At 74.5% G+C, this 19,096-nt stretch carries 17 protein-coding genes; 11 read left to right on the top strand and 6 right to left on the bottom strand.

The genetic code is table 11. The annotated features are described in order from the left end of the window. Positions 1-73: 73 nt before the first annotated feature. The gene (locus ACFY2K_RS34625; RefSeq protein ID WP_387716590.1) at positions 74-742 is read left to right on the top strand and encodes a DUF4937 domain-containing protein; all 669 of its coding nucleotides are present in this window, start codon (positions 74-76) and stop codon (positions 740-742) included. On the opposite strand, the gene ACFY2K_RS34620 is transcribed toward ACFY2K_RS34625, so the two are convergent. Next, the gene (locus ACFY2K_RS34620; protein ID WP_387716588.1) at positions 723-1,916 is read right to left on the bottom strand and encodes a barstar family protein; all 1,194 of its coding nucleotides are present in this window, start codon (positions 1,914-1,916) and stop codon (positions 723-725) included. The genes ACFY2K_RS34625 and ACFY2K_RS34620 overlap by 20 nt on opposite strands. A gap of 134 nt (positions 1,917-2,050) precedes the next feature. Beyond that, positions 2,051-3,106 (bottom strand): NAD(P)-dependent oxidoreductase, encoded by a 1,056-nt coding sequence (locus ACFY2K_RS34615; protein ID WP_387716586.1) that lies wholly within the window; start codon positions 3,104-3,106, stop codon positions 2,051-2,053. A gap of 195 nt (positions 3,107-3,301) precedes the next feature. Between ACFY2K_RS34615 and ACFY2K_RS34610 the strand changes: the two genes are divergently transcribed. From ACFY2K_RS34610 to ACFY2K_RS34590, 5 genes are all read left to right on the top strand, one after another. Further along, positions 3,302-4,018, top strand: a complete 717-nt coding sequence (locus ACFY2K_RS34610; protein WP_380643936.1) for a hypothetical protein — start codon at positions 3,302-3,304, stop codon at positions 4,016-4,018. A 16-nt stretch (positions 4,019-4,034) separates the two neighbouring features. Next, positions 4,035-4,604, top strand: coding sequence for a GNAT family N-acetyltransferase (locus ACFY2K_RS34605; protein WP_387716584.1), 570 nt, complete (start codon positions 4,035-4,037; stop codon positions 4,602-4,604). A 394-nt stretch (positions 4,605-4,998) separates the two neighbouring features. Then, positions 4,999-6,168, top strand: a complete 1,170-nt coding sequence (locus ACFY2K_RS34600) for a damage-control phosphatase ARMT1 family protein (RefSeq protein ID WP_387716582.1) — start codon at positions 4,999-5,001, stop codon at positions 6,166-6,168. A gap of 165 nt (positions 6,169-6,333) precedes the next feature. Continuing rightward, entirely contained in the window at positions 6,334-7,716 is a 1,383-nt protein-coding gene (locus ACFY2K_RS34595) for an amidase family protein (protein ID WP_387716580.1), read from the top strand. 195 nt (positions 7,717-7,911) lie between these two features. After that, a complete protein-coding gene (locus tag ACFY2K_RS34590) occupies positions 7,912-8,799 on the top strand; it encodes a S1 family peptidase (protein WP_387716578.1) in 888 nt (295 codons plus the stop codon). A gap of 109 nt (positions 8,800-8,908) precedes the next feature. Here ACFY2K_RS34590 and ACFY2K_RS34585 read toward each other — a convergent pair whose 3' ends face one another. Next, positions 8,909-12,118: a bifunctional cytochrome P450/NADPH--P450 reductase gene (locus tag ACFY2K_RS34585; protein ID WP_387716624.1), complete on the bottom strand. Its 3,210-nt coding sequence runs from the start codon at positions 12,116-12,118 to the stop codon at positions 8,909-8,911. A gap of 219 nt (positions 12,119-12,337) precedes the next feature. Between ACFY2K_RS34585 and ACFY2K_RS34580 the strand changes: the two genes are divergently transcribed. The 3 genes from ACFY2K_RS34580 to ACFY2K_RS34570 all read left to right on the top strand — a co-directional run bounded on the left by ACFY2K_RS34580 (position 12,338) and on the right by ACFY2K_RS34570 (position 14,103). Continuing rightward, positions 12,338-13,021 (top strand): LuxR C-terminal-related transcriptional regulator, encoded by a 684-nt coding sequence (locus tag ACFY2K_RS34580; protein WP_380527261.1) that lies wholly within the window; start codon positions 12,338-12,340, stop codon positions 13,019-13,021. Positions 13,022-13,089: 68 nt separating this feature from the next. Beyond that, positions 13,090-13,323, top strand: coding sequence for a hypothetical protein (locus ACFY2K_RS34575; protein WP_380527263.1), 234 nt, complete (start codon positions 13,090-13,092; stop codon positions 13,321-13,323). Between the two features lie 276 nt (positions 13,324-13,599). Next, on the top strand, positions 13,600-14,103 hold the full coding sequence (locus tag ACFY2K_RS34570) for an LURP-one-related/scramblase family protein (protein ID WP_380397811.1): 504 nt from the start codon (positions 13,600-13,602) through the stop codon (positions 14,101-14,103). A gap of 31 nt (positions 14,104-14,134) precedes the next feature. On the opposite strand, the gene ACFY2K_RS34565 is transcribed toward ACFY2K_RS34570, so the two are convergent. Beyond that, positions 14,135-15,790 (bottom strand): histidine decarboxylase, encoded by a 1,656-nt coding sequence (locus ACFY2K_RS34565; RefSeq protein WP_387716575.1) that lies wholly within the window; start codon positions 15,788-15,790, stop codon positions 14,135-14,137. A 184-nt stretch (positions 15,791-15,974) separates the two neighbouring features. On the opposite strand from ACFY2K_RS34565, the gene ACFY2K_RS34560 reads away from it, so the two are divergent. Beyond that, positions 15,975-16,466, top strand: a complete 492-nt coding sequence (locus ACFY2K_RS34560) for an Lrp/AsnC family transcriptional regulator (RefSeq protein WP_380527266.1) — start codon at positions 15,975-15,977, stop codon at positions 16,464-16,466. A 118-nt stretch (positions 16,467-16,584) separates the two neighbouring features. Next, positions 16,585-16,950: a VOC family protein gene (locus ACFY2K_RS34555; protein WP_380527268.1), complete on the top strand. Its 366-nt coding sequence runs from the start codon at positions 16,585-16,587 to the stop codon at positions 16,948-16,950. A 42-nt stretch (positions 16,951-16,992) separates the two neighbouring features. Here the strand turns inward: ACFY2K_RS34555 and ACFY2K_RS34550 are convergent, their stop codons facing one another. Beyond that, the gene (locus ACFY2K_RS34550; protein ID WP_387716572.1) at positions 16,993-18,279 is read right to left on the bottom strand and encodes an MFS transporter; all 1,287 of its coding nucleotides are present in this window, start codon (positions 18,277-18,279) and stop codon (positions 16,993-16,995) included. Positions 18,280-18,361: 82 nt separating this feature from the next. Beyond that, positions 18,362-19,087 carry a TetR/AcrR family transcriptional regulator gene (locus ACFY2K_RS34545; protein ID WP_380527273.1) on the bottom strand — a complete coding sequence of 242 codons (726 nt, stop codon included), beginning with the start codon at positions 19,085-19,087 and terminating at the stop codon, positions 18,362-18,364. Positions 19,088-19,096 lie beyond the last annotated feature (9 nt).

Here is a 19,096-nt window from a genome sequence, read left to right as displayed (position 1 = left end):
CCCCTGGCCCGAGCCCGCCCGCGACCTCCGGCCGATCGCCACTCGTCCCACCCGGCGCAGCATGATGGCGCCCATGTGGGGCAAGTGGATCGACTGCCGGGTCCGGCCCGGCGCACGCGCGGACTTCGCCGCCGGACAGCGCCGCTGGTCGGCGATCGCGGACCAGCCCGGGCTGCTCGGGCAACTGGGCGGCTGGGACGGCACCGGCCACCGGGCCCTGCTGTACGCCCTCTGGGCGGACCGGGCCGGGTACGACCGCTTCCTGCGCGAGCGCCACGACGCGATCGCCACCGAGGCCGCCCAGCAGGGCAGTTGGGAATCGATCCGGGTCGCCGCCGGCCCCGTCGTCCAGGCCTTCCCCGGCACGGCCCCCACCCTCCCGGACGCCCTCCGGCACGCCACCGTGCTGCGCGCCGCCGACTGCCGCCTCCACCCGGGCCGCGCCGAGCACTTCCTCGCCGTCCAACGCGACGTCTGGGCCCCCGGCATGGCCGCGGCCGGCGGCCTCCTCGCGGGCACCGTCACCCGCCTCGCCGCCGACCGCTACCTGGTCACCACCCTCTGGACCTCCCTCGAGGCCCACACCGCCTACACCACCCACGCCTTCCCCGCCCTGCGCGCCCGCGCGGACGTCCCCGTCGACGTCGCCACCCTGACCGGCCACGTCGTACCGCTGGAACCCACCTGGCACGTCGGGTGGGCGGGATCGTCCGTCGGCTCCCTCACCGGAGTTCGACGGTGACGCCGTACTCGCGCAGGAGGTTCACGGTCAGCTCGAAGTAGGACAGACCGCCGCAATGGTGCAGGACGTGTCCGGCGGGGGCGTCGCGGGCGATGTCGGCGTGGTGCCAGACGAGGGTGAACGGGGGCACGACGGAGAACCCGCCGGCCAGGCAGTCCGTCATCGCGTCCAGGTCCCTGCCGTAGTTGGCGCCGGGGCCGAGCAGGGCTTCGCCGAGCGCCAGGAGCAAGCCGGCCCGGTCGGTGACGTGCTGTCCGTCCAGGTGGTACGTCCCGCCGGAGAGGCCCTCCGGCCCGTACGGGCCTCCGTGGGTGAGGTCCAGCCACGCGGACCGGCCCTCGGCGTCGAACCGCGCCCACTGGCCGGGCCGCGTGGGAACACCGTCGGACCAGACCTCCCGGACCGCGCGGGCGGCCAGGGTGGGGCGGTCGTCGCCGGGGTCGGTGACGGTGACGTCGATCAGGGCTCCGCCGAGAACGGACGGGCGTGCCTCGACACTATCCAGGTCGAGGCGGTGCCTGGTCATCGTCCGGCCGTGGCGGTCGAGGCACCGGAGCGTGATCGGGTCGCCCTGCTGCGGAAGGGGACGGCGCAGCAGGGCCAGGAGCGGTGCGGCGGGTTCGCAGCCGATCAGGTGCACGGGCCGGGTGGGTCGCCGCGGGCGCGGGGTGAGCAGGCCGTCGATGGAACGGCAACCGCCCGACGGGCTGTCCCCCCGGATCGAGGGGAACCACAGGTCGAACCGCGGACTCGAAGGCAGCCGCCTGCCGCCCCAGAAGTCGTCCTCCCTGACGCCGGTGCCCACGAGGATGTCCACGCACCCGGGATCGCCCGGCGTGGGCCACTGGGCCAGGACGGCCGTGCCCTCCAAGTCCCAGAAGCGGGCCGGCCCGTCGCTCGAGGGGTCCTCAGGCTCGATCGAGAGCATTCCGTCCCCCAGCAGCCGCACCGGTTCGGCGCCGGCCGCCACGGCCTGGACCAGCAGGCTCCCGCGCGGGCAGCCGCACAGCGTCAGGACCTCTCGCGGCAGCGGCAGCGGGTCCGTGAACAGGCCCTCCGCCTCCGCGCACCGCCCCCACAGCACGCCCTCCCCCTCACCGTCGATGTCCTCCCGCACCAGGAGGTACCGGACCGGGAAGTCCCGCTCCCACCCCGCGTGTTCCTCGGACCGCACGCTTCTCCCCCGCTACCCGGCCGTCTCGGCGCGCCAACCCTACGGCTCGCCGACGCCGACGCCCGCCGAATATCGCGCGCCCGGAACAACCCTCCCCGCCGGTCCTGCCGTAACCGGACCGACGACCCCATGGCTCAGCTCACCACCGGCACACCCTCCGGCCGGCCCGCGAGCAGCGCGGCGACGTGGTCGGCGCAGCGCAGTGCGGCCTCCGCCATGGCGCTCCTGGTCATCCCGGCGACGTGCGGGGTGAGCAGGGCGTTGGGCAGCCCGGAGAGCGGTGAGGCGAAGGCGGCGTGCTCGTGGGCGAAGGTGTCCACGGCGGCCGCCGCCAGTGGGTGGGCCGGGTCGCGGAGGGCGTCGGCGAGGGCCTGCTCGTCGACGATGCCGCCGCGGGCGGTGTTGAGCAGGATCGAACCGGGCCGCATGCGGGCCAGTTCGGCGCGGCCGATCAGCCCCCGGGTGTCCGGGGTGAGCGGCACGTGCAGGGAGACCACGTCGCTGGTGGCGAGCAGGGCGTCCAGGCCCGCTACCGACCGCACGGTGGCGAGGGCCGGGTGCCGGGTGAGGGCCTGGACGTTCAGGCCCAGCGCCGTGGCCCGCTCGGCCAGGACCCGTCCGATCCGGCCCAGCCCGACGATGCCCAGGGTCAGCTCCGACAGCCCGACCGCGGGCGCGCCGGGCGAGGTCCAACGGCCCTGCTGTGCGGCCTCGTTGTACGGCACCAGGTTCCTGGTCAGGGCGAGCAGCTGGGCCAGCGCGAACTCGGCGACGGCGTTCGCGTTCGAGCCGGGCGTATGGGTGACCGTGACCCCGAACCGGGCGGCGGCGGCCAGGTCGACGTGGTCCGTGCCCGCCCCCGCCCGTCCGACCACCCGCAGCCGGTGCGCCACCCCGGTCTGCGTCGCCGCCGCGAGGAGCGCGGAGCCCAGCGGCACGCCCGCCCGGGACTTGAGCGCGTGGAAGCCCAGCCCACCGCGCGTCAGCTCGGCGCGCAGCGCCGCCTCGTCGAACAGGTCGACGTCGGTGAACTCCACCCGCCCCGCCCACCGGGCCGTGACCCACGCAGGATCCGCCACCCGCCGCAGGTTCAACGTGACGGCCAGACCGTGCCCGACCAGGCGCTCCAGCTCCCGGTCGAGCAACTCCCCCGGCGCCGCGTCCAGCACCAGCAGCCGCTTCGGCCCCACGGCCACCACCCCCTCACGCCCCTGTCTGCCAGCAGTGTGCGGCCGCCCCCGATCGTGCCAGGTGCCACTGACACCCCCGCGCCTCCCCGAGTTCCACAGCTCTCCCGCCACCGACCTCCACATGCGGCCCGCCCCGGTAAAGAGCTCTCCCCCGGCACCGCCCGCCCACTGTCTGAGCTGGCAGGATCTGCCGCCATGACGCACCACGAGACGCCCGCGCCGGCCGCCGGCCACTCGCACCGGCGGGGTGGCCGGGCCGGCGGTCGCCGGACTCCGCGCGGGAAGAACGACGTGCCGTGGCCCCGGCGGCCGGTGCTGACGGCGTTGTGGATCCCGGCCGCCGCCGCGCTGCTCCCCGTCGGCGGGGCGCTCGGCGCGTTCGGGCCGTGGTTCATCCTGCCCTCGCTGGCCCTGGCCCTGACCGGTGGGGCGGGCCTGGTCTACGCCGTGCTGTCCCTGGGGCAGTCCGCGGTGGTGCGGGGCCCGGCGCTGGCGCTGCTGCTCGCCCCGCTGATCGCCGTCCCGCTGATGAGCCTGAACACCACCCAGGCCACCGTGCTCTCCCTGCGGGGCACCGCGCACCCGGGCACCGTCACGGGCGTCACGGTGCACCACGGCAAGGGCACCAGCTACTCCTGCACCGTGCGCTACGACGACGCCCCGGCGCGCAGCCGGTCCGTGTCCTGCGGGTCGTTCGACGCGGCGGGCGAGCGGGTGAGCGTCACCGAGGATCCGGACGGCCTGGTGGACCCGGAGTTCACCGCGGCCGCCGAGAACCCCCGGTTCGACTTCGCCATGGTGGGCGTCGCCGATCTGTCCCTGCTGCTCATCGCCGGTGTCGCGGCCGGCCTGGGTGCGCTGGTCCACCTGCTGCGGGGGAGCCGAAATCCCGTTGCGCCGGCGGCGGGGTGACGACCATGATCCGTGAATGGAGCTGACGGAGCAGACGGATCTGACGGAGACGGCCGAGCCGGAGATCGACCTGGGCGAGGTGCTGCTGCGCCGTTTCCGCGGCGAGGCGGACTTCCCCGAGCTCTTCCGGGTCATCGAGGAGTCGCTGGAGCACCTGCGGCCCTGGATGCCGTGGGTCGCGGAGCACAGCGAGGCCAAGACCGCCGAGTTCCTGGCCGAGCGGCCGGGGAAGTGGGAGAGCGGCCAGGACTTCACCTACGCGATCCTGCTGGACGGCGCGATCGTCGGCGCCTGCGGGCTCTTCCGGCGCGCGGACACGGCCGACCACGGCCGGGAGATCGGCTACTGGCTGCACCCGTCCGCCACCGGCCGCGGCATCGCCACCCGTACCGCCCGGGCGCTGGCCGACCAGGCCTTCCGGCTCCCCGGCGTGGACTTCGTCGAGATCGTGCACGACCCGGCCAACCTCGCCAGCGGCGCCGTCCCGGCCCGCCTCGGCTTCACCGAGCACGCCCGCCGCCCGGCGAAGGCGATCGCCCCCGCCGAGACCGGCGAGGAGCAGATCTGGCGGCTCCACCGCAGCTGACCGACCCGGCCCTGCGGCCGGCGAGGGCCCGGCGGCCGCAGCCGTGGGGGAATGCGTGCGGACCGCCGGGCGGCGCCGGTCGGACGGGACGATCCGGCCGGGCGCCGTGGGAACGAACGCGACCGGAGACTCACGCCTCCGTGCGGAGCGCCCCATTTCGAACCCCGCAGACCGGCCGCATACCCTCTGCTGCGACCTTGCGCGTTCGTTCCCACGCCCAGGAGAGTCGGCGTCGGCGCGACGGATAACACTTTTCTCCCCGGCCCCTCCGGCGCCCTTGATCGTCTACCCTCGGCTCCGACCCCCGACCCCCGACCCCCGACCGCCGGGCCCCGCACCCCCGCCCCCGTACCCCCGCCCCTCGGCGGCGACGACGAGAAAGCCGAGCCCCACCGTGCCGAACGCCCCCGTGATCCGCAGCGACGCCCCCGGCTCCTTCGCCTGGGGCGTCTTCCACGAGCGCCACCCCGAGCTGGTCCGCCGGGTCCTCGGCGCCCTGCCGTACGGCCCGGACCAGCGGGCGGCCGTGGAGCGGCTGCTCACCGAGAGCACCAGCGGCGTCCTGGAGCCGCCGTCCATGGACGGCCCGGACGCCGCCCGCTGGCTGGCGTGGGGCGAGGGGCTGTGGGGCAGGCCGTGGGGCGAGGCGCCGTTCCTGTGGGCGGAGAGCTGGTTCTACCACCGGCTGCTCGACGCCACCGGGTACTTCGGGCCCGGTGCCTGGCAGGGCGTCGACCCGTTCGCCCCGTTCAAGGACGCCGAACTGGCCGGACCGGCCGTCGACGAGGAACTGGCCGCGCTCGACGGGCTCGACGCCCTGCCGGAGCCGCGCCGGACGGACGCGCTGCTGCGGTCCGCGCTGTGGGGCAACCGCGCCGACCTGAGTTTCCAGCTCACCGCCGAGCCGGGCAGCGGCCCGGCCGACGCCGACCTGCTCGCCGACGACAGCGCGCTGCTGCGGGCCGAGTTGCAGCGGGCCGGCGGCGGGCGGGTCTGCGTCATCGCGGACAACGCGGGCCGGGAACTGCTGCCGGACCTCGTCCTGATCGACCACCTGCTGAGCACCGGCCCGGTCGCCGAGGTCGTCCTCCACGTGAAGCCGCAGCCGTACTTCGTCTCGGACGCGACCACGGCCGACGCCCTCGCCGCGGTCGAGCGCCTGCGCACCGCGCCGTCACCGGCGGCCGGGGCCGTCGGCCGCCGCCTGTGGCGGGCGTTGGAGAGCGGCGCGCTCACGATCCGCACCCACCCGTTCTTCTGCGCCCCGCTCCCGTACCACGACCTGCCGGACGACCTGCGGTCCGAACTCGCGGGCGCCGCGCTGACGATCCTCAAGGGCGACCTCAACTACCGCCGCCTGGTGGGCGACCGCGACTGGCCGCCGACCACCCCGTTCCGCACGGCGGCCGAGCACTTCCCCTCGCCCGTCGCCGCCCTGCGCACCTTGAAGTCGGACGTGGTCGTCGGCCTCGCCCCCACCACCGTCGCCCAGCTCGACGCCGCCGACGCCCCGTGGCGCACCACCGGCCGCCACGCCGTCATCCAGGTCCGCACGCACCGGTAGCCGGGGCTCCCACACCGGCGCGGCACCGGTTCCGGGCCCGGGTCTTCGCCCCGGTACGGTGTGACCGACCGTCACCCGAGCCCGTCAGCACGTCAGCCCGTCCGTACGCCAACACATCAGTACGTCCGTACGTCCGTACGTCAGCACCGAAGGAGCCGACCCCCCATGGCCGAGCAGCACACCACCGCCGGCCGGGGCCGCGCCCACGACCTGGTGTCGGCCGCGCTGGAGCGCGCCGCCGCCGTCGGGCACCTCAACGCCTTCATCACGCTCGACGCCGAGGGGGCGCTCGCGCAGGCCGCCCGCAGCGACGAACGCCGTGCCGCCCGGGTCGGCGGCCCGGCTCCGTGGTCCCTGGTCGTCAAGGACAACACCCACGTCGCCGGCCTGCCCAACACCGCGGGCACCCCGGCGCTCACCGGCTTCGTGCCCGCCGCCGACGCGCCCGTGGTGGCGGCGCTGCGGTCGGCCGGGGCGATCGTGCTGGGCAAGACGAACATGCACGAGCTCTCCCTGGGCGCCACCTCGTGCAACCACACCTTCGGCGCGGTCGGCAACGCCACCGACCCGGCCCTGTTCGCGGGCGGCAGCAGCGGCGGTACGGCCGTCGCGGTGGCGGCGGGCGTGGCGGAGGCCGGGCTCGGCACCGACACCGGCGGGTCGGTCACCATCCCGGCCGCGCTCAACGGCGTCTACGGCCTGCGGCCCAGCGCCGGGCGCTACTCCTCGGCGGGGGTCACCCCGCTGTCCACCACCCGGGACACCCCCGGCCTGATGGCCCGTACCCTGGAGCGCCTCACCACGCTGGACGCCCTGGTCACCGGAGCCCCCGCAAGTCCCCCCGCCACCCCCGCCCCCGCCGACCCGGTGCGCCCGCTGCGGCTCGGCCTGCCGAGGCAGGTGTTCACCGAGGACCTGGAGGACCCGGTCCGTACGGCCTGGGAGCAGGCCGTCGACCGCCTCACCGCCGCGCGGACCGAGTGGGTGCCGGTGGACACGGCGCACCTGGTCGAGTACGACGACCGGATCGGATTCCCGCTGGTCTTCGGCGAGTTCGCCACCGCCCTGGGCCGCTACTTGGCGGAGCACGGCGCGGGGCTCGGCCCGGCCGAACTGATCGCCGCGGTCGGCGACCCGGACATGGCGGCGCTGCTCGGGGCCGCCGCCCTGCCCGGTTCTCCCGGGTACCCGGGAGAGGCCGGTCTGCGCGGTGCGCTCGCCACCCGCCGCACCCTCCAGGAGGCCTACGCCGAGCTGTTCACCGCGCACGGCCTGGACGCGCTGCTGAGCCCGACCGTCCCGGTGTGCGCCCGGCCGCTGCGCCGGTACGAGGACAGCCTCCCGCTCAACGGCCGGGACGCGCCCACCTTCCAGACCCTGATCCGCAACACCTCCCCGGCGGCCACCGCGGGCCTGCCCTCGGTGACGATCCCGCTCCCGGTCAGCGGCTCCGCCCCGGTCGGCGTCCAGCTCATCGGGCCCCGGCTGGCCGACCGTGAGCTGCTCGCCACGGCCGCCCGGGTCGACGCCGTCCTCCGGTGCCGGTGAGCACGGCGCGCTGAGCCGAACCGCGTCGCACGACGGGGTTCGCACGCCGGGTCCGTACCTCCGACGCCGTCTCAGGACGTCTGTACCGGAACCGTCCGCGGTCCGCATACTTCCGGTCAGCGCCTGTCAGGAGCAGCTCGTCCCGTGCCGCTCCCGGAGGCGCCACCCCCAGGGCCCGCCCCCAGGAGGAAGACCATGCGCAGGACCGCCGCCCGCATCCCCGGGACCACCGCACTGCTCGCCCTGCTGACCGCCACCGCCCTCACCGCCCCCTCCCCCGGCGCCGCCGCCGCGACCGCGACCGCGACAGCGCTCACCCGCACCGCCGCCGGGACCGAGCGGCTCGCCGCGGTCAGCGAGGCCGTCCTGAACGCCGAGGTGGACGGGACGGCCTGGTACGTCGACCGGGCCGGCGGCCGGGTCGTGGTGACCGCCGACAGCACCGTCTCCCCGGCCGCGCTCGCCGAACTCGTGCACGCCGTCGGCCCCGACGCGCCCGCCCTGACCGTCCAGCGCGTCCCCGGACGGTTCACCCCGCTGCTGGCCGCCGGCGACGCCGTCTACGGCGGCCGCTACCGCTGCTCGCTCGGCTTCAACGTGGCCGACGGCGGCGCCCACTACTTCCTCACCGCCGGGCACTGCGGGAACGTCGCCGCCACCTGGTACGCGGACGGCGCCCACCGCACCGCGATCGGCCCGACCCTCGCCTCCACCTTCCCCGGCCACGACTACGCGCTGGTCCGCTACGACAACGAAGCGCTCGACCACCCCGGCGGGTTCACCTCCGCCCCCGACGCGTACGTGGGCGAGGCGGTCACCCGCACCGGGTCGACCTCCGGCACCCACACCGGCACGGTCACCGGCCTCGACGCCACCGTCCGCTACACCGGCGGCGGGACGGTCCGCGGCCTGATCCAGACCGACGTCTGCGCCGAGCCGGGTGACTCCGGCGGCCCGCTGTACGAGGGCGACAAGGCGCTCGGTCTGACCTCCGGCGGCAGCGGGGACTGCACCACCGGCGGGACGACCTTCTTCCAGCCGGTGAACGCGGCCCTCACCGCGTACGACGTCAGCGTCTACTGACGCCGGTGCATTGAACCTTCCACCGACGCGTTCCACCGACACACCGGCCGTCCGGCCGCTGCTCGGTTCCGAGCAGCGGCCGGACGGCCGTCCCGCGCCGAACTTGCCCTCAGCCCGCGTACACGTCCTCGACGAAGCGGCCTGCCTCGACCAGGCCCTGCAGCCAGTCCTGCGCCTGCCGCTCGTCCGCCCCCGGCGTGCGCTCCCGGTAGAGCGCCCGGAAGGCCTCCCGCACGCCGGGCGCCATCCGGGCGCCGTCGCCGCACACGTACACCTCGGCCCCGGCGGCGAGCAGCTCCCAGACCTCCGACGCCTCGGCCGCGATGCGGTCCTGGACGAAGCGCCGCCCGTCCTGCGGCCGCTCGCTGAACGCGGGCCGCATCGAGACGGCGCCGGCCCGCTCGGCCTCCTCCAGCTCGGCCCGGTGCAGGTAGTCCGCGTCCGGGGCGTCGCAGCCGAAGTACAGCAGCGCCGGGGCCAGTTCGGCCCCCGTCCCGAGCAGCGCGCGGCGGTCGGCGACGGCGCCGCGGAAGGGCGCCAGGCCGGTGCCGGCCGCGATCATGATCACGGGGGTGCGGTGGCCGATCCGGAACGCCTCCCGGCAGGGCCGGACCCGGGCCAGCACGGTGTCGCCGACGGCCAGCCGGGCGAGGTGGCCGGAGCCTGTGCCCCGGAAGGTGCCCCGGCCCGAGCGGGCGGGCGCGTCGAGCACCGAGACCATCAGGTCGACCTCGTCCCCGTCGACCGACGGCGAGGAGGAGATCGAGTAGTGCCGCGGCCGGATCGCCGGCAGCAGGTCCAGCAGCACCGGCCAGCTCAGCGCCTCCCGCAGGGCCGGGTGGTCCTCGACCAGGTCGAGCAGCGTGCGCGGGTCGTCCGCGGGCAGCGCCCGCAGCGCGGCCTGCTCGGGCGGGCAGGGGTTGAGCCCGGCCAGCACCGCGCGCTGTTCGGCGGTGGGGCGGTCCTGGAGCTCGACGTGGTGGGTGAGCAGTTCCCGTACGGTCAGCGGGCGGTCGACGGCGGGGCCGGTGCGCCGGTGGGCGACGATCCCGAGCACGGTGTCGAGCTCGGCGCCGAACAGCGCGGCGGCGCGTTCGACCAGGGCGGGGTCGTTGGCCGGGAGCACGGTCAGGTGGTCGGCGGTCCGGTAGTCGGTGCCGTCCGGCAGGGCGAGCCGGACCAGTCGCTTGACCCGGTGGTAGCCGGGGTCGGTCAGGCTGTCGACGGCGGTGACGGTCAGCTCGCTCATGCCGTGCCGGGTGGCGAGCGCGTGCAGCGGGCCGCCGACCAGCTCGGTCACGGTGAACCCGGCCTCCTCCCGGGGCGGGGCCACCGCCCCGGCGTCGCCGTGGCGGGCCAGCAGCAGCTCGACGAGTGCCTCGGTGAACTCCCCGACCGTCCCGGCCAGGTCACCGGAGGCGTCGGCCTCGGCACGGGCGAGCAGCCGGGTGCCGCCGAGGGCGCCGAGGCGCTCGTCGATCAGGGTGGGGACGCGCTGGTAGGTGGCGGCGTAGGTCCGGTCGCCGATGCCGAGCACCGCGTACTCGACGCCCTCGGCCGCGCCGTCCGGGGCCTCGCCCAGTCGGCGGACGAACTCGGCGGCGTCGTCGGTGGGTTGGCCGTTGTAGGAGGCGGCGGTGATCACCACCGGCCGGTCGGTGGGCAGCCCGTCGGCGTAGGCGTCGAGCGGCGCGACCACGGTGTCGCAGCCGAGTTCGGCCGCCGTGTCGGCGAGTTGGCGGCTGAACTCGCGACTGGCACCGTAGTTGGAGCCGTGCAGGAACAGCAGGCCGGTGCCCTGGCGGACCCGCGCGGCGCGTTCCGCCGCGGGCGCGGAGCCGACCGGCCTGGCCGCCTGCGCCGCCCGGGCCGCTCCCGCGGTGGCGGCGACACCGACGAGCGGCGCGGGGGTGCGCGGGGCGAGGGCGAGGGTGAAGTCGTCGGGCTTGATGGTGAGCGTCTGCTTGAGGGTCAGCCGGTAGTCGGCGTGGTCGATCAGCCGGTAGCGGTGGACCAGCATGCCCAACAGCATGGTCGCCTCGTGCAGCGCGAACTGCCGCCCGATGCAGGCGCGTTCGCCGGTGCCGAAGGGCTTGAAGGCGTGCGGCGAACGGGCCGCTTCGCGCTCCGGGTCGAAGCGGGAGGGGTCGAACAGCTCCGGGTTGTCGCCCCAGGCCGGGTCGCGGTGCAGCATCGGGGTCAGCACGAAGATCGGCGTCCCCGGGCGGACCGGGATCCGCCCGCCGAGCAGGGTCTCCGCGCGCGCCTCCCGGCTGAACTGGGGCGCCGTGGGCCACAGTCGGAGCGCCTCGTTGAGAACCTGCCGGGTGTACCGCAGCCGGCCGACGTCCTCGTACGAGGGCTCCGGGTCGGCGAGGTCGCCCCAGAGCGCGTCCACCTCCTCCTGGACCAGCCGGAGTTCGGACGGGTGCTTGGCCAGGTAGTGCAGCGCGAAGGAGAGCGCTCCCGAGGTGGTCTCGTGCCCGGCGATCAGGAAGGTGATCACCTGGTTGCGGATGTTCTCCATGTCCAGCTTGGTGCCGTCGGCGGGGTGGACGGCCCCGAGCATCAGACCGAGCAGGTCCTGCGCCGGACCGGCCTCGGCACCGCTCCCGGCCCGGGCGGCGATCACCTCGTCCACCACGCCGGCCAGGTAGTCGGCGTCCCGCCGGAACGCGGCGTCGCGCTCGCGGTGGTCGAGATCCGGGTCCCGGGTGAGCTTGGTCATCGCCCACTCCAGGCAGCGCACCATCGCCTCCACGAACGGGTGGGGCTCGTCCCGCTCGAAGGAGCCGAAGTCGAAGCCGAACCCGGCCAGTCCGATGGTGTCCAGGGTCATCCGGGTCATGTCGCCGGGCACGTCCACGGTCAGCCCGGCGGCCGCGCGGCGGTCCCAGGCCCCGATCACCCGGCGGGCCACCTCCAGCATCACCGGGTGGTAGGTGCGCATCGAGCCCAGGGCGAAGGCGGGCATCAGGATGTCGTGCGCCCTGGCCCAGTTCGGCTCGTCGTTGTAGGCGGTGAACAGGCCGTCCCCGGTGAACTCCCGGACGTTCTCCAGCGCCGGGCCGACGGCCTTGGTGAAGCGCTCCTCGTCGGCCAGTTCCTCCACCAGCTCCAGGCTGCTGACGACCAGGATCTCCCGGCCGTGCAGGCGCTGGAGGAACGCGGGACCGTGGGTTCTGGCGAGTTCCATGGTGCGCAGCACGGGGACGCTGACCGGCGGCAGGTCGGAGATGTCCACCAACGGGACGCCCGGGGCGCCATCGTCGGCGCCGGTGTGCCCGTAGGCGTCGGCGCCGGCCCGGAAGGCGGGCATGGCCTCGGCGGTCGGTGTCGCCGGCACGGCCTCGGTCGTGGTGTCGGTCATCGGTAGGTCCCTCCCACGGCAGGAAAGTTCTCGGTATCTCCACTCTCCGCCCTCGTCAGGAGCGCCGGACCTCGATCACTACATGATTGTGTAGTACCGACGGCTGCACGAGACTTGCCCACGGCCTGTCAGATCTGGCGTGGGCGGCGGCCGCGGGGAGGAGAAACGATGATCCGACCGACCGACGGCTGCGGTCCGGCGCCGGGCACCCGCCTGGACGCCGCAGTGGTCTGGCGCAACCGGGCGCTGCGTCTGCTGGACCACAACCCGGTGCCCATCGCGGTCTGCGAGTGGGGCGGCCGGATCATGATCGTCAACCGCGCGATGGCCGCCGAGTTCGGCGGGCTGCCCGGGCAGTTGCGCAACCGCCGGATCCTGGAGTACTTCACCCTGCGGGACGACACCTCGCTGCAGACCCTCGCCGAGGCGATCCGGCTGCACCGCCGCTCGCAGTACTCCGTCGGGGTGTCCTGGACGCCCGCCGGCGGCACCGAGCGGCAGGGCGAGATGACCGTCGACCTGGTCAGCGACACCCCGGAACAGACCCCGAACATGCTGCTCTCGCTCCGCGCCCTGGCCGAACCGGCCGCCCGCCCGGAGCTCCCGGCGCCGCCCCCGCACCCGGAGGCCAGCCCGATCGAGGCCCGCATCCTGGCCGCCGCGGCCCGGGGCGCCACCACCGCCCGGATCGCCAAGGAGATCGGCCTCACCGCGGACGGCGTCAACTACCACCTCACCCGCCTCGCCCGCCGCTGGCAGCTCCCCAACCGCACGGCCCTGGTCGCCCGCGCCTACGGCCTCGGCGTCCTCGACCCGGACTCCTGGCCCCCGGAACCGGCGCGGCCGCACTGACGGGCCGGGGCCCGCGAACGGGCGTACCTGACTGGCCGTCACCCCCGGCGCGTGCTCTCGTGAGGCACATGTCCACTTCATCCCCGGCCCGCCTGGCCGCCCCGCTCCTCGCCGTCCCGCTCCTCGCCGCTGTGCTCGCCCTCGCGGGCGCGGCGCCCGCCACCGCCGCCGTGCTCCCCGCCGACGTCACCGCCGAGCAGTGCCAGGACGCCGGCGGCACCGTGCAGGGCGGGGGCTACTGCGTGGGCGCCGTCGGCGAGGACCAGTGGGGGGCGGACATCGACGGGCAGGGCATCGCCTGACCCCCAACGCCCGTCACCGCCGCCCGGCGCCGACGCCCGCCACACGCCCACCGCCCGGCGCCGACGCCCGCCACACGCCCGCCGCCCCCATCCGCCGACGCCCGGCGCACGGCCCGGTGTCACCGCCGGGTCACCGCGGTGTCGGCGGATCGTCGCAGCCCGGTAGCGGACCGGTAAAGCCTCCACCCCCCGCCCCTCCCCCGCGCTGACCAGGCGCTACGCTCTGGGCCGCGCCGCGCCATGGGGGCCGGCGGCACCACCACGGGGGGACCCACAGTGCGCTACCTGGTCCGCGACCGCATGTTCGCCTTCCACGAAGAGGCCTGGATAGAGACCGAGCACCGGGAGAAGCTCTACCGGGTGAACCGGAAGTTCTTCCGGCTGCGCCGCACCTTCGCCCTGGAGGACACCCGCGGCGAGCACGTCGCGAGCATCGTCCGCAAGGCCTTCACCATCCACCACACCCTGCTGATCAAGCAGAACGGCGAGCTGACCGCCAAGATCAGCAAGAAGATGTTCACGCTCTTCGGCGACCGCTTCAAGGTCCGCCTCGGCGACGGCCGCCGGCTGCGGATCAACGGCAACCTGTGGGACCGCGAGTTCGACATCCAGCACGAGGGCACCACCCTGGCGCACGTCTCCCGGCGCTGGTTCACCATCCGCGACGCCTACGCCGTCGACGTCCTGGAGCAGCAGGACGCCCTGCTGCTGGTCGTCCTCGCGGTCTGCGTCGACCACGTGCTCCAGGACGCCAAGGGCGACCGGCTGACCAACCTCTGACGACCGGCCGCCCGCCCCGGCCTGCCGGTCGTCAGGAGGCGCCCAGGACCACCGGGTCCTCGGCGAGATCGGCGAGCAGGGCGTCCAGCTTGGCCCGGTCCACCGAGGGCATCACGAAGACGTGCACGTAGCTGCGCCGGGTGGTCTCGTCGCCCGGGACCATCACCACGTCCTGGGAGGACAGCGACCACTTGGCCACCAGCTCCGGGCTCGGCTTGCGGAACCGCACGGTGACCGCGCCCGGGGTGCGGGCCGGCCAGAGCTCGACGCCGAGCTCCCGCTCCATCGCGGTCAGGCGCCGCTCCAGGTAGGCGGCGAGCTCCTGGGCCTCGCGGATCCGGCCGACCTGGTCGCGGTAGGAGTACCGGGACAGGTGGTCCCAGAGGATCAGCGGGGAGAACCCGTTGCGGGAGCCGGCGAAGGTGGTGTCCGGCGCGCCGATGTAGTCGGGCTGGGACGGCGGCGAGATCTGGTACTTCACCTTGGTCATGTAGATGCCGCACGGCCACGGCGCGCCGGCCCACTTGTGGCCGCTCATCGCGATCGAGGAGACCATGTCGACCTCGCCGTGCCCGGCGGTGGGCAGCCGCAGCCCGAAGTCGAACTCGGGCAGCTCCGCCTCGGGCGTCCAGCCGTACGCCTCCGGATCCTGGGCGGCCAGCCGCAGGAACGGCGCGTAGCCTGCGCCGAGTGCGCCGTCCACGTGGATCCAGAAGCCGCGGCGCACGTCGACCAGTGGACGGCCGGTCCGCGGGCAGCTGCCGTAGACGACCTCGCGGCGCACCAGCCCGTGCCGCTCGAAGATCGGCAGCAGCCGCTCGCAGACCGCGCGGACGTCGTCGTGGGCGCCCTTGAAGGTGCTGCCGAGGTTGAGGTTGACGAAGACCGGGTGACCCTTGGCGGCGAAGAACTCGACCAGGACGGCGAGCGCGTCGACGTCTATCTCCCCGGTGCCGTCCCAGGACAGGCCGGACGGGCCCGGGCGGGACGGCACCTCGGTGGGCCAGTCGCGGCGGCCGGTCACCGGGTCGACCAGCGGGCACTCGTTCGGGTACTTCTCCAGGCCGACGGCGTGGAAGGTCTCCACGCCCAGCACGGCGACGGCCTTGGCGAAGGAGTAGTGGGTGTCCTCGGAGTAGAACGCCACCGGGTGGTGGGCGTTCGGGTTCCGCCGGTCGGGGTCGGCCTTGACGTAGCGCACGGCGTCCAGGGGCTCGGTCGGCGGCTGGATCAGCGCCTTGCCGCTCAGGTAGTCCCGGGCGTTCCACAGGGCGTACATGTTGCCCTCGGTGGAACCCATGGACAGCATGTAGCCCCAGTAGGACTCCGGGTCGGCCGGGTCGTGCGGGCGCTCGGCGTGCCAGAGCTTGGCGTAGTAGTCGAGCACGGCCCGCTCGACGACCTTGGTGTTGGGCTTGTAGCCGCCGCTCTGGAACGGGTCCCCGAGGTTGTTGATGTTGTTCGGCAGGAACCGGGCGAGGTCCAGCGCGGTGCCCTGCATGTCCTGGGTGGCCTGGTAGCCGACCAGGTGCTTGCGCTTGCGGGTCAGGTACTCGTCCACCGCGTCGAGCGCGCGCAGCCGCCCGGCCTCGTCCAGACCGCCCTCGGGGAGGGCGAAGTCGCCGCCGTCCAGCTCCGGACCGGGGTCGACGGCGGTCGCGGCGGAGGGGAAGGCGGTCGGGCTCATGGGCGGGGCGCTCCGGAGGTGCGGGGACGACGGCGGGAGGTCGCCACCGTCACCCTGGGTGCCGGGGAGGACCGTCGGTAAGGATGGAACTTTCGGGCGCCCGGGGGAAGCCCTTCCGAAGAACATTCGGTTCCGGGTCGATCAGGTTTGCGAATCTGCGGAACGGGCTGGGATCCTGGCAGGCATGCCGAACAATCCGCAGGTCAGGCGCTCACCCCTCGACGACGTCGACCGGGCGATCGTCCGCGCCCTGGCCGACGACGCCCGCCTCCCGAACAACGCCCTCGCGGCCGCCGTCGGCATCGCCCCCTCCACCTGCCTGGCCCGGGTCCGCGCCCTCCGGGACCGCGGCATCATCCGCGGCTTCCGCGCCGAACTCGACCCGGCCGCGATCGGCCTGCCGCTCCAGGCAATGATCTCGGTGCGGCTGCGCGCCCACACCCGGGAGCAGAACGAGAGCTTCCGCAGCACCGCCCCCGACCTGCCCGGCGTCCTCGCCGTCTTCCACATGGCCGGCTCGGACGACTACCTGCTGCACGTCGGCGTCGCGGGCCCCGAGTCGCTGCGCGACTTCGTCGTCGACCACCTCACCACCCACCCCGCGGTGGCCCAGACCCGCACCAACCTGATCTTCGAACAGATACCGGGCCGCCGCTACCTCGCCCCCGGCCCCTGACGGCCGGCCCGCCCGCCACTCCGACGAACCGTCAGGTCCGGTCGACCGCAACCTATCCCGCCCCCGCTGCGTGGTACGACCCGACGTCCCGATGACCAGTCACCCAGGAAGGCGGAGCATGCCCATCTCGCTGAACCACACCATCGTCCCGGCCGTCGACAACGAGGCGGCGGCGCGCTTCTTCGCCTCCGTCATGGGCCTGGACTACCCCGGCCCCGACCGGCACTTCGCGCCGGTGCGGGTGAACGACTCGCTGACGCTGGACTTCCTGACGACGGCGGACCCGTCCGGCCACCACCTGGCCTTCGACGTGGACCCGGACACCTTCGACGGGATCCTCGACCGGCTGCGGGCCGCCGGGGTGCCCTACGGCGACGACCCCCGTGAGCCCGGCAACGGGCGGACCCACCACCCGCTGTGCGCCCGCGGGCTGTACTTCACCGATGACGCCGGGAACCTGTACGAGGTCATGTCGCCTGCCTAGTGGTGCGTTCCGGAGCGAGGGGGCGCCGGGTCCGGGGGCGGCTCAGGCGGCGGTGTCCGCCAACTCCCGGCTGCGGCCCGCCCACCGGACCACGTGGGGCATGGCGAGGCCGGCCGCGACGAACACGCCGCCCATCACGAGCCAGCCGGGCACCCCCCAGGTCACGCAGAGCAGGCCCAGCAGGCTCGGTGCGACGGTGTAGCACAGGCCCATGCCCATGCCGAACACTCCGGAGTACTGGCCCTGGGCGTGTGCGGGAGCCAGCCGGAACCGCAGTTCCAGCGACCCGGCCGCATGCCACAGCGAGCCCACCGTGTGAACGGCGACGCCCACCGTCATGACGGCCACGGCGGCCCAGCCGGGTACTCCGGAGGCCGTCGCGATGACCGCCATGCCGACCATGAACGCCAGCCCGGCGCGGCGGACGGCCCGGCCGGCGACCGTGCCGCCCCTGACCCCGCGACCGGTCCGGATCTGCAGCAACACCACCATCACGGTGTTGACGGCGATCGCCGGACCGACGAACCACCGCGGTGCGTCGGTGTGCAGGACCACCCACAGCGGCAGCGCGAACGACAGCACCTCGCTCTGGATCCACAGGATGCCGTCGAGCACGACGAACGCCAGGTACGGCTTGTCCTTGAGCGCGATCCACCGGCCCTCCTCGCGCGGGGGCGCCAAGGGGGCGAGCCTGGGCAGCCCGACCAGGACGGCGGCACTGCCGGTGAACGTCAGCGCGTTGCCGAGGATGAGGACGCGGTAGGCGAGGTCGCTGTCGATCTGCACCACCGCTCCGGCCGCCATCGCGCCGAAGGTCCCGGCGAGCATGGCCACCGAGCGAAGGTAGGAGCGGAACCTCGGCACCTCGTCACCGCCGAAGCGGCGGATCAACGGGCCGCGGGCCGCACCGCCGGACGCGCCGGCGAGGTCCGTCACGGCCACGGCCAGCGTGAACGCCAGGAACGAGTGGGCGAACAGCAGCGACAGCATGGACAGCGCCTGGATCAGCAGAGTGACCACGAAGATGTCCCGCGGGCCGCGGCGGTCGGCCAGCTGTCCCACCGGGATCCCGGCGACCAGACCGACCACTCCCGCGAGGCCGAGAGCGAGGCCGACCTGCCCGACGGACAGCTGGATCACCTGATGGGCGTACAGCGGCACGGTCGCCAGGAAGGCCGCGGTGCCGAGCTGGTTGACGAAGCCGGCCAGGGCCAGCTTCCGCTGGGGACCGGACTCCGGCAGCAGCCCGCGCCGCACCGGCCAGGACGGGCGTGCGTCGCCGACTCCCCCGGGAACGCCGGCGGTTGACGTGGTGGGGGCTTGACTCACCCGGTACTCCGTTGTCTGTCGATCGTGTCGTGCCGGGATCACGGGTGTGCGGGTGAAGGCGGCGTGCCCCCCACGCCGCAGGTCAACCGGTCGCGGGCCGCAGGTTGTTCATGAGCTGGCCGAGGGCGAACTCGAAGCGGTCGGGTCCGGTGCCGGAGATCAGCTCCGCGGCATGGCGTCGGGTCTGCGGGAACCGCTCGGCGGGCAGTGCGGTGAAGCGGTCCAGCAACTCCTCCCGGCTGAGCACCCATTCCTGATCCGGGTGCCCGCGCCGTCGCCGGACCAGCGACTGCTCCAGCGCGTAGGCGCTGACGTAGAGGGACATCGCGTCACGGGCCCAGCCGGCCGCCCTCGGCTCGATGCCGCCCGCGAGCAGGATCGCCAGGATTCCTTCGCCGACCCGCAGCGTCTCCAGGTTGGTCGACACCGTGGCCAGCGCGGCGCGCGAGACTCCGGGGTACTCCAGGTACAGATCGCGGATCTGCGTGTACACCCCGAGCAGTTGATCGCGCCAGGCGGCCGGATCCGGCTCCGGGAGTACGACCTCGGCGTAGAGCCGGCCGATCAGCAGGTCGTCGATGTCGTCCTTGTTGACGATGTGCGCGTACAGCGACGACGGACCGGTGCCGAGCACGGCGGCGACCCGGCGGATGGTCAGCGCGTCGTACCCCTCGGCGGCGACGACCTCCAGGGCGGCGTCGGTGATCCGTTCGACGGTGATCGGCTTCTTGCGTGGCGTCGGTGCGGCGGCCTCCGCCGCGGGTTGGGCGTGGCGGGCTGCGCGTCGCTGGCGGGGATCGGCGGGCATGTCGACCAC

This window comes from Kitasatospora sp. NPDC001309, assembly GCF_042896295.1.
Taxonomy (GTDB): Bacteria; Actinomycetota; Actinomycetes; order Streptomycetales; family Streptomycetaceae; genus Kitasatospora.
This window is presented reverse-complemented; position numbering and strand designations above follow the sequence as displayed.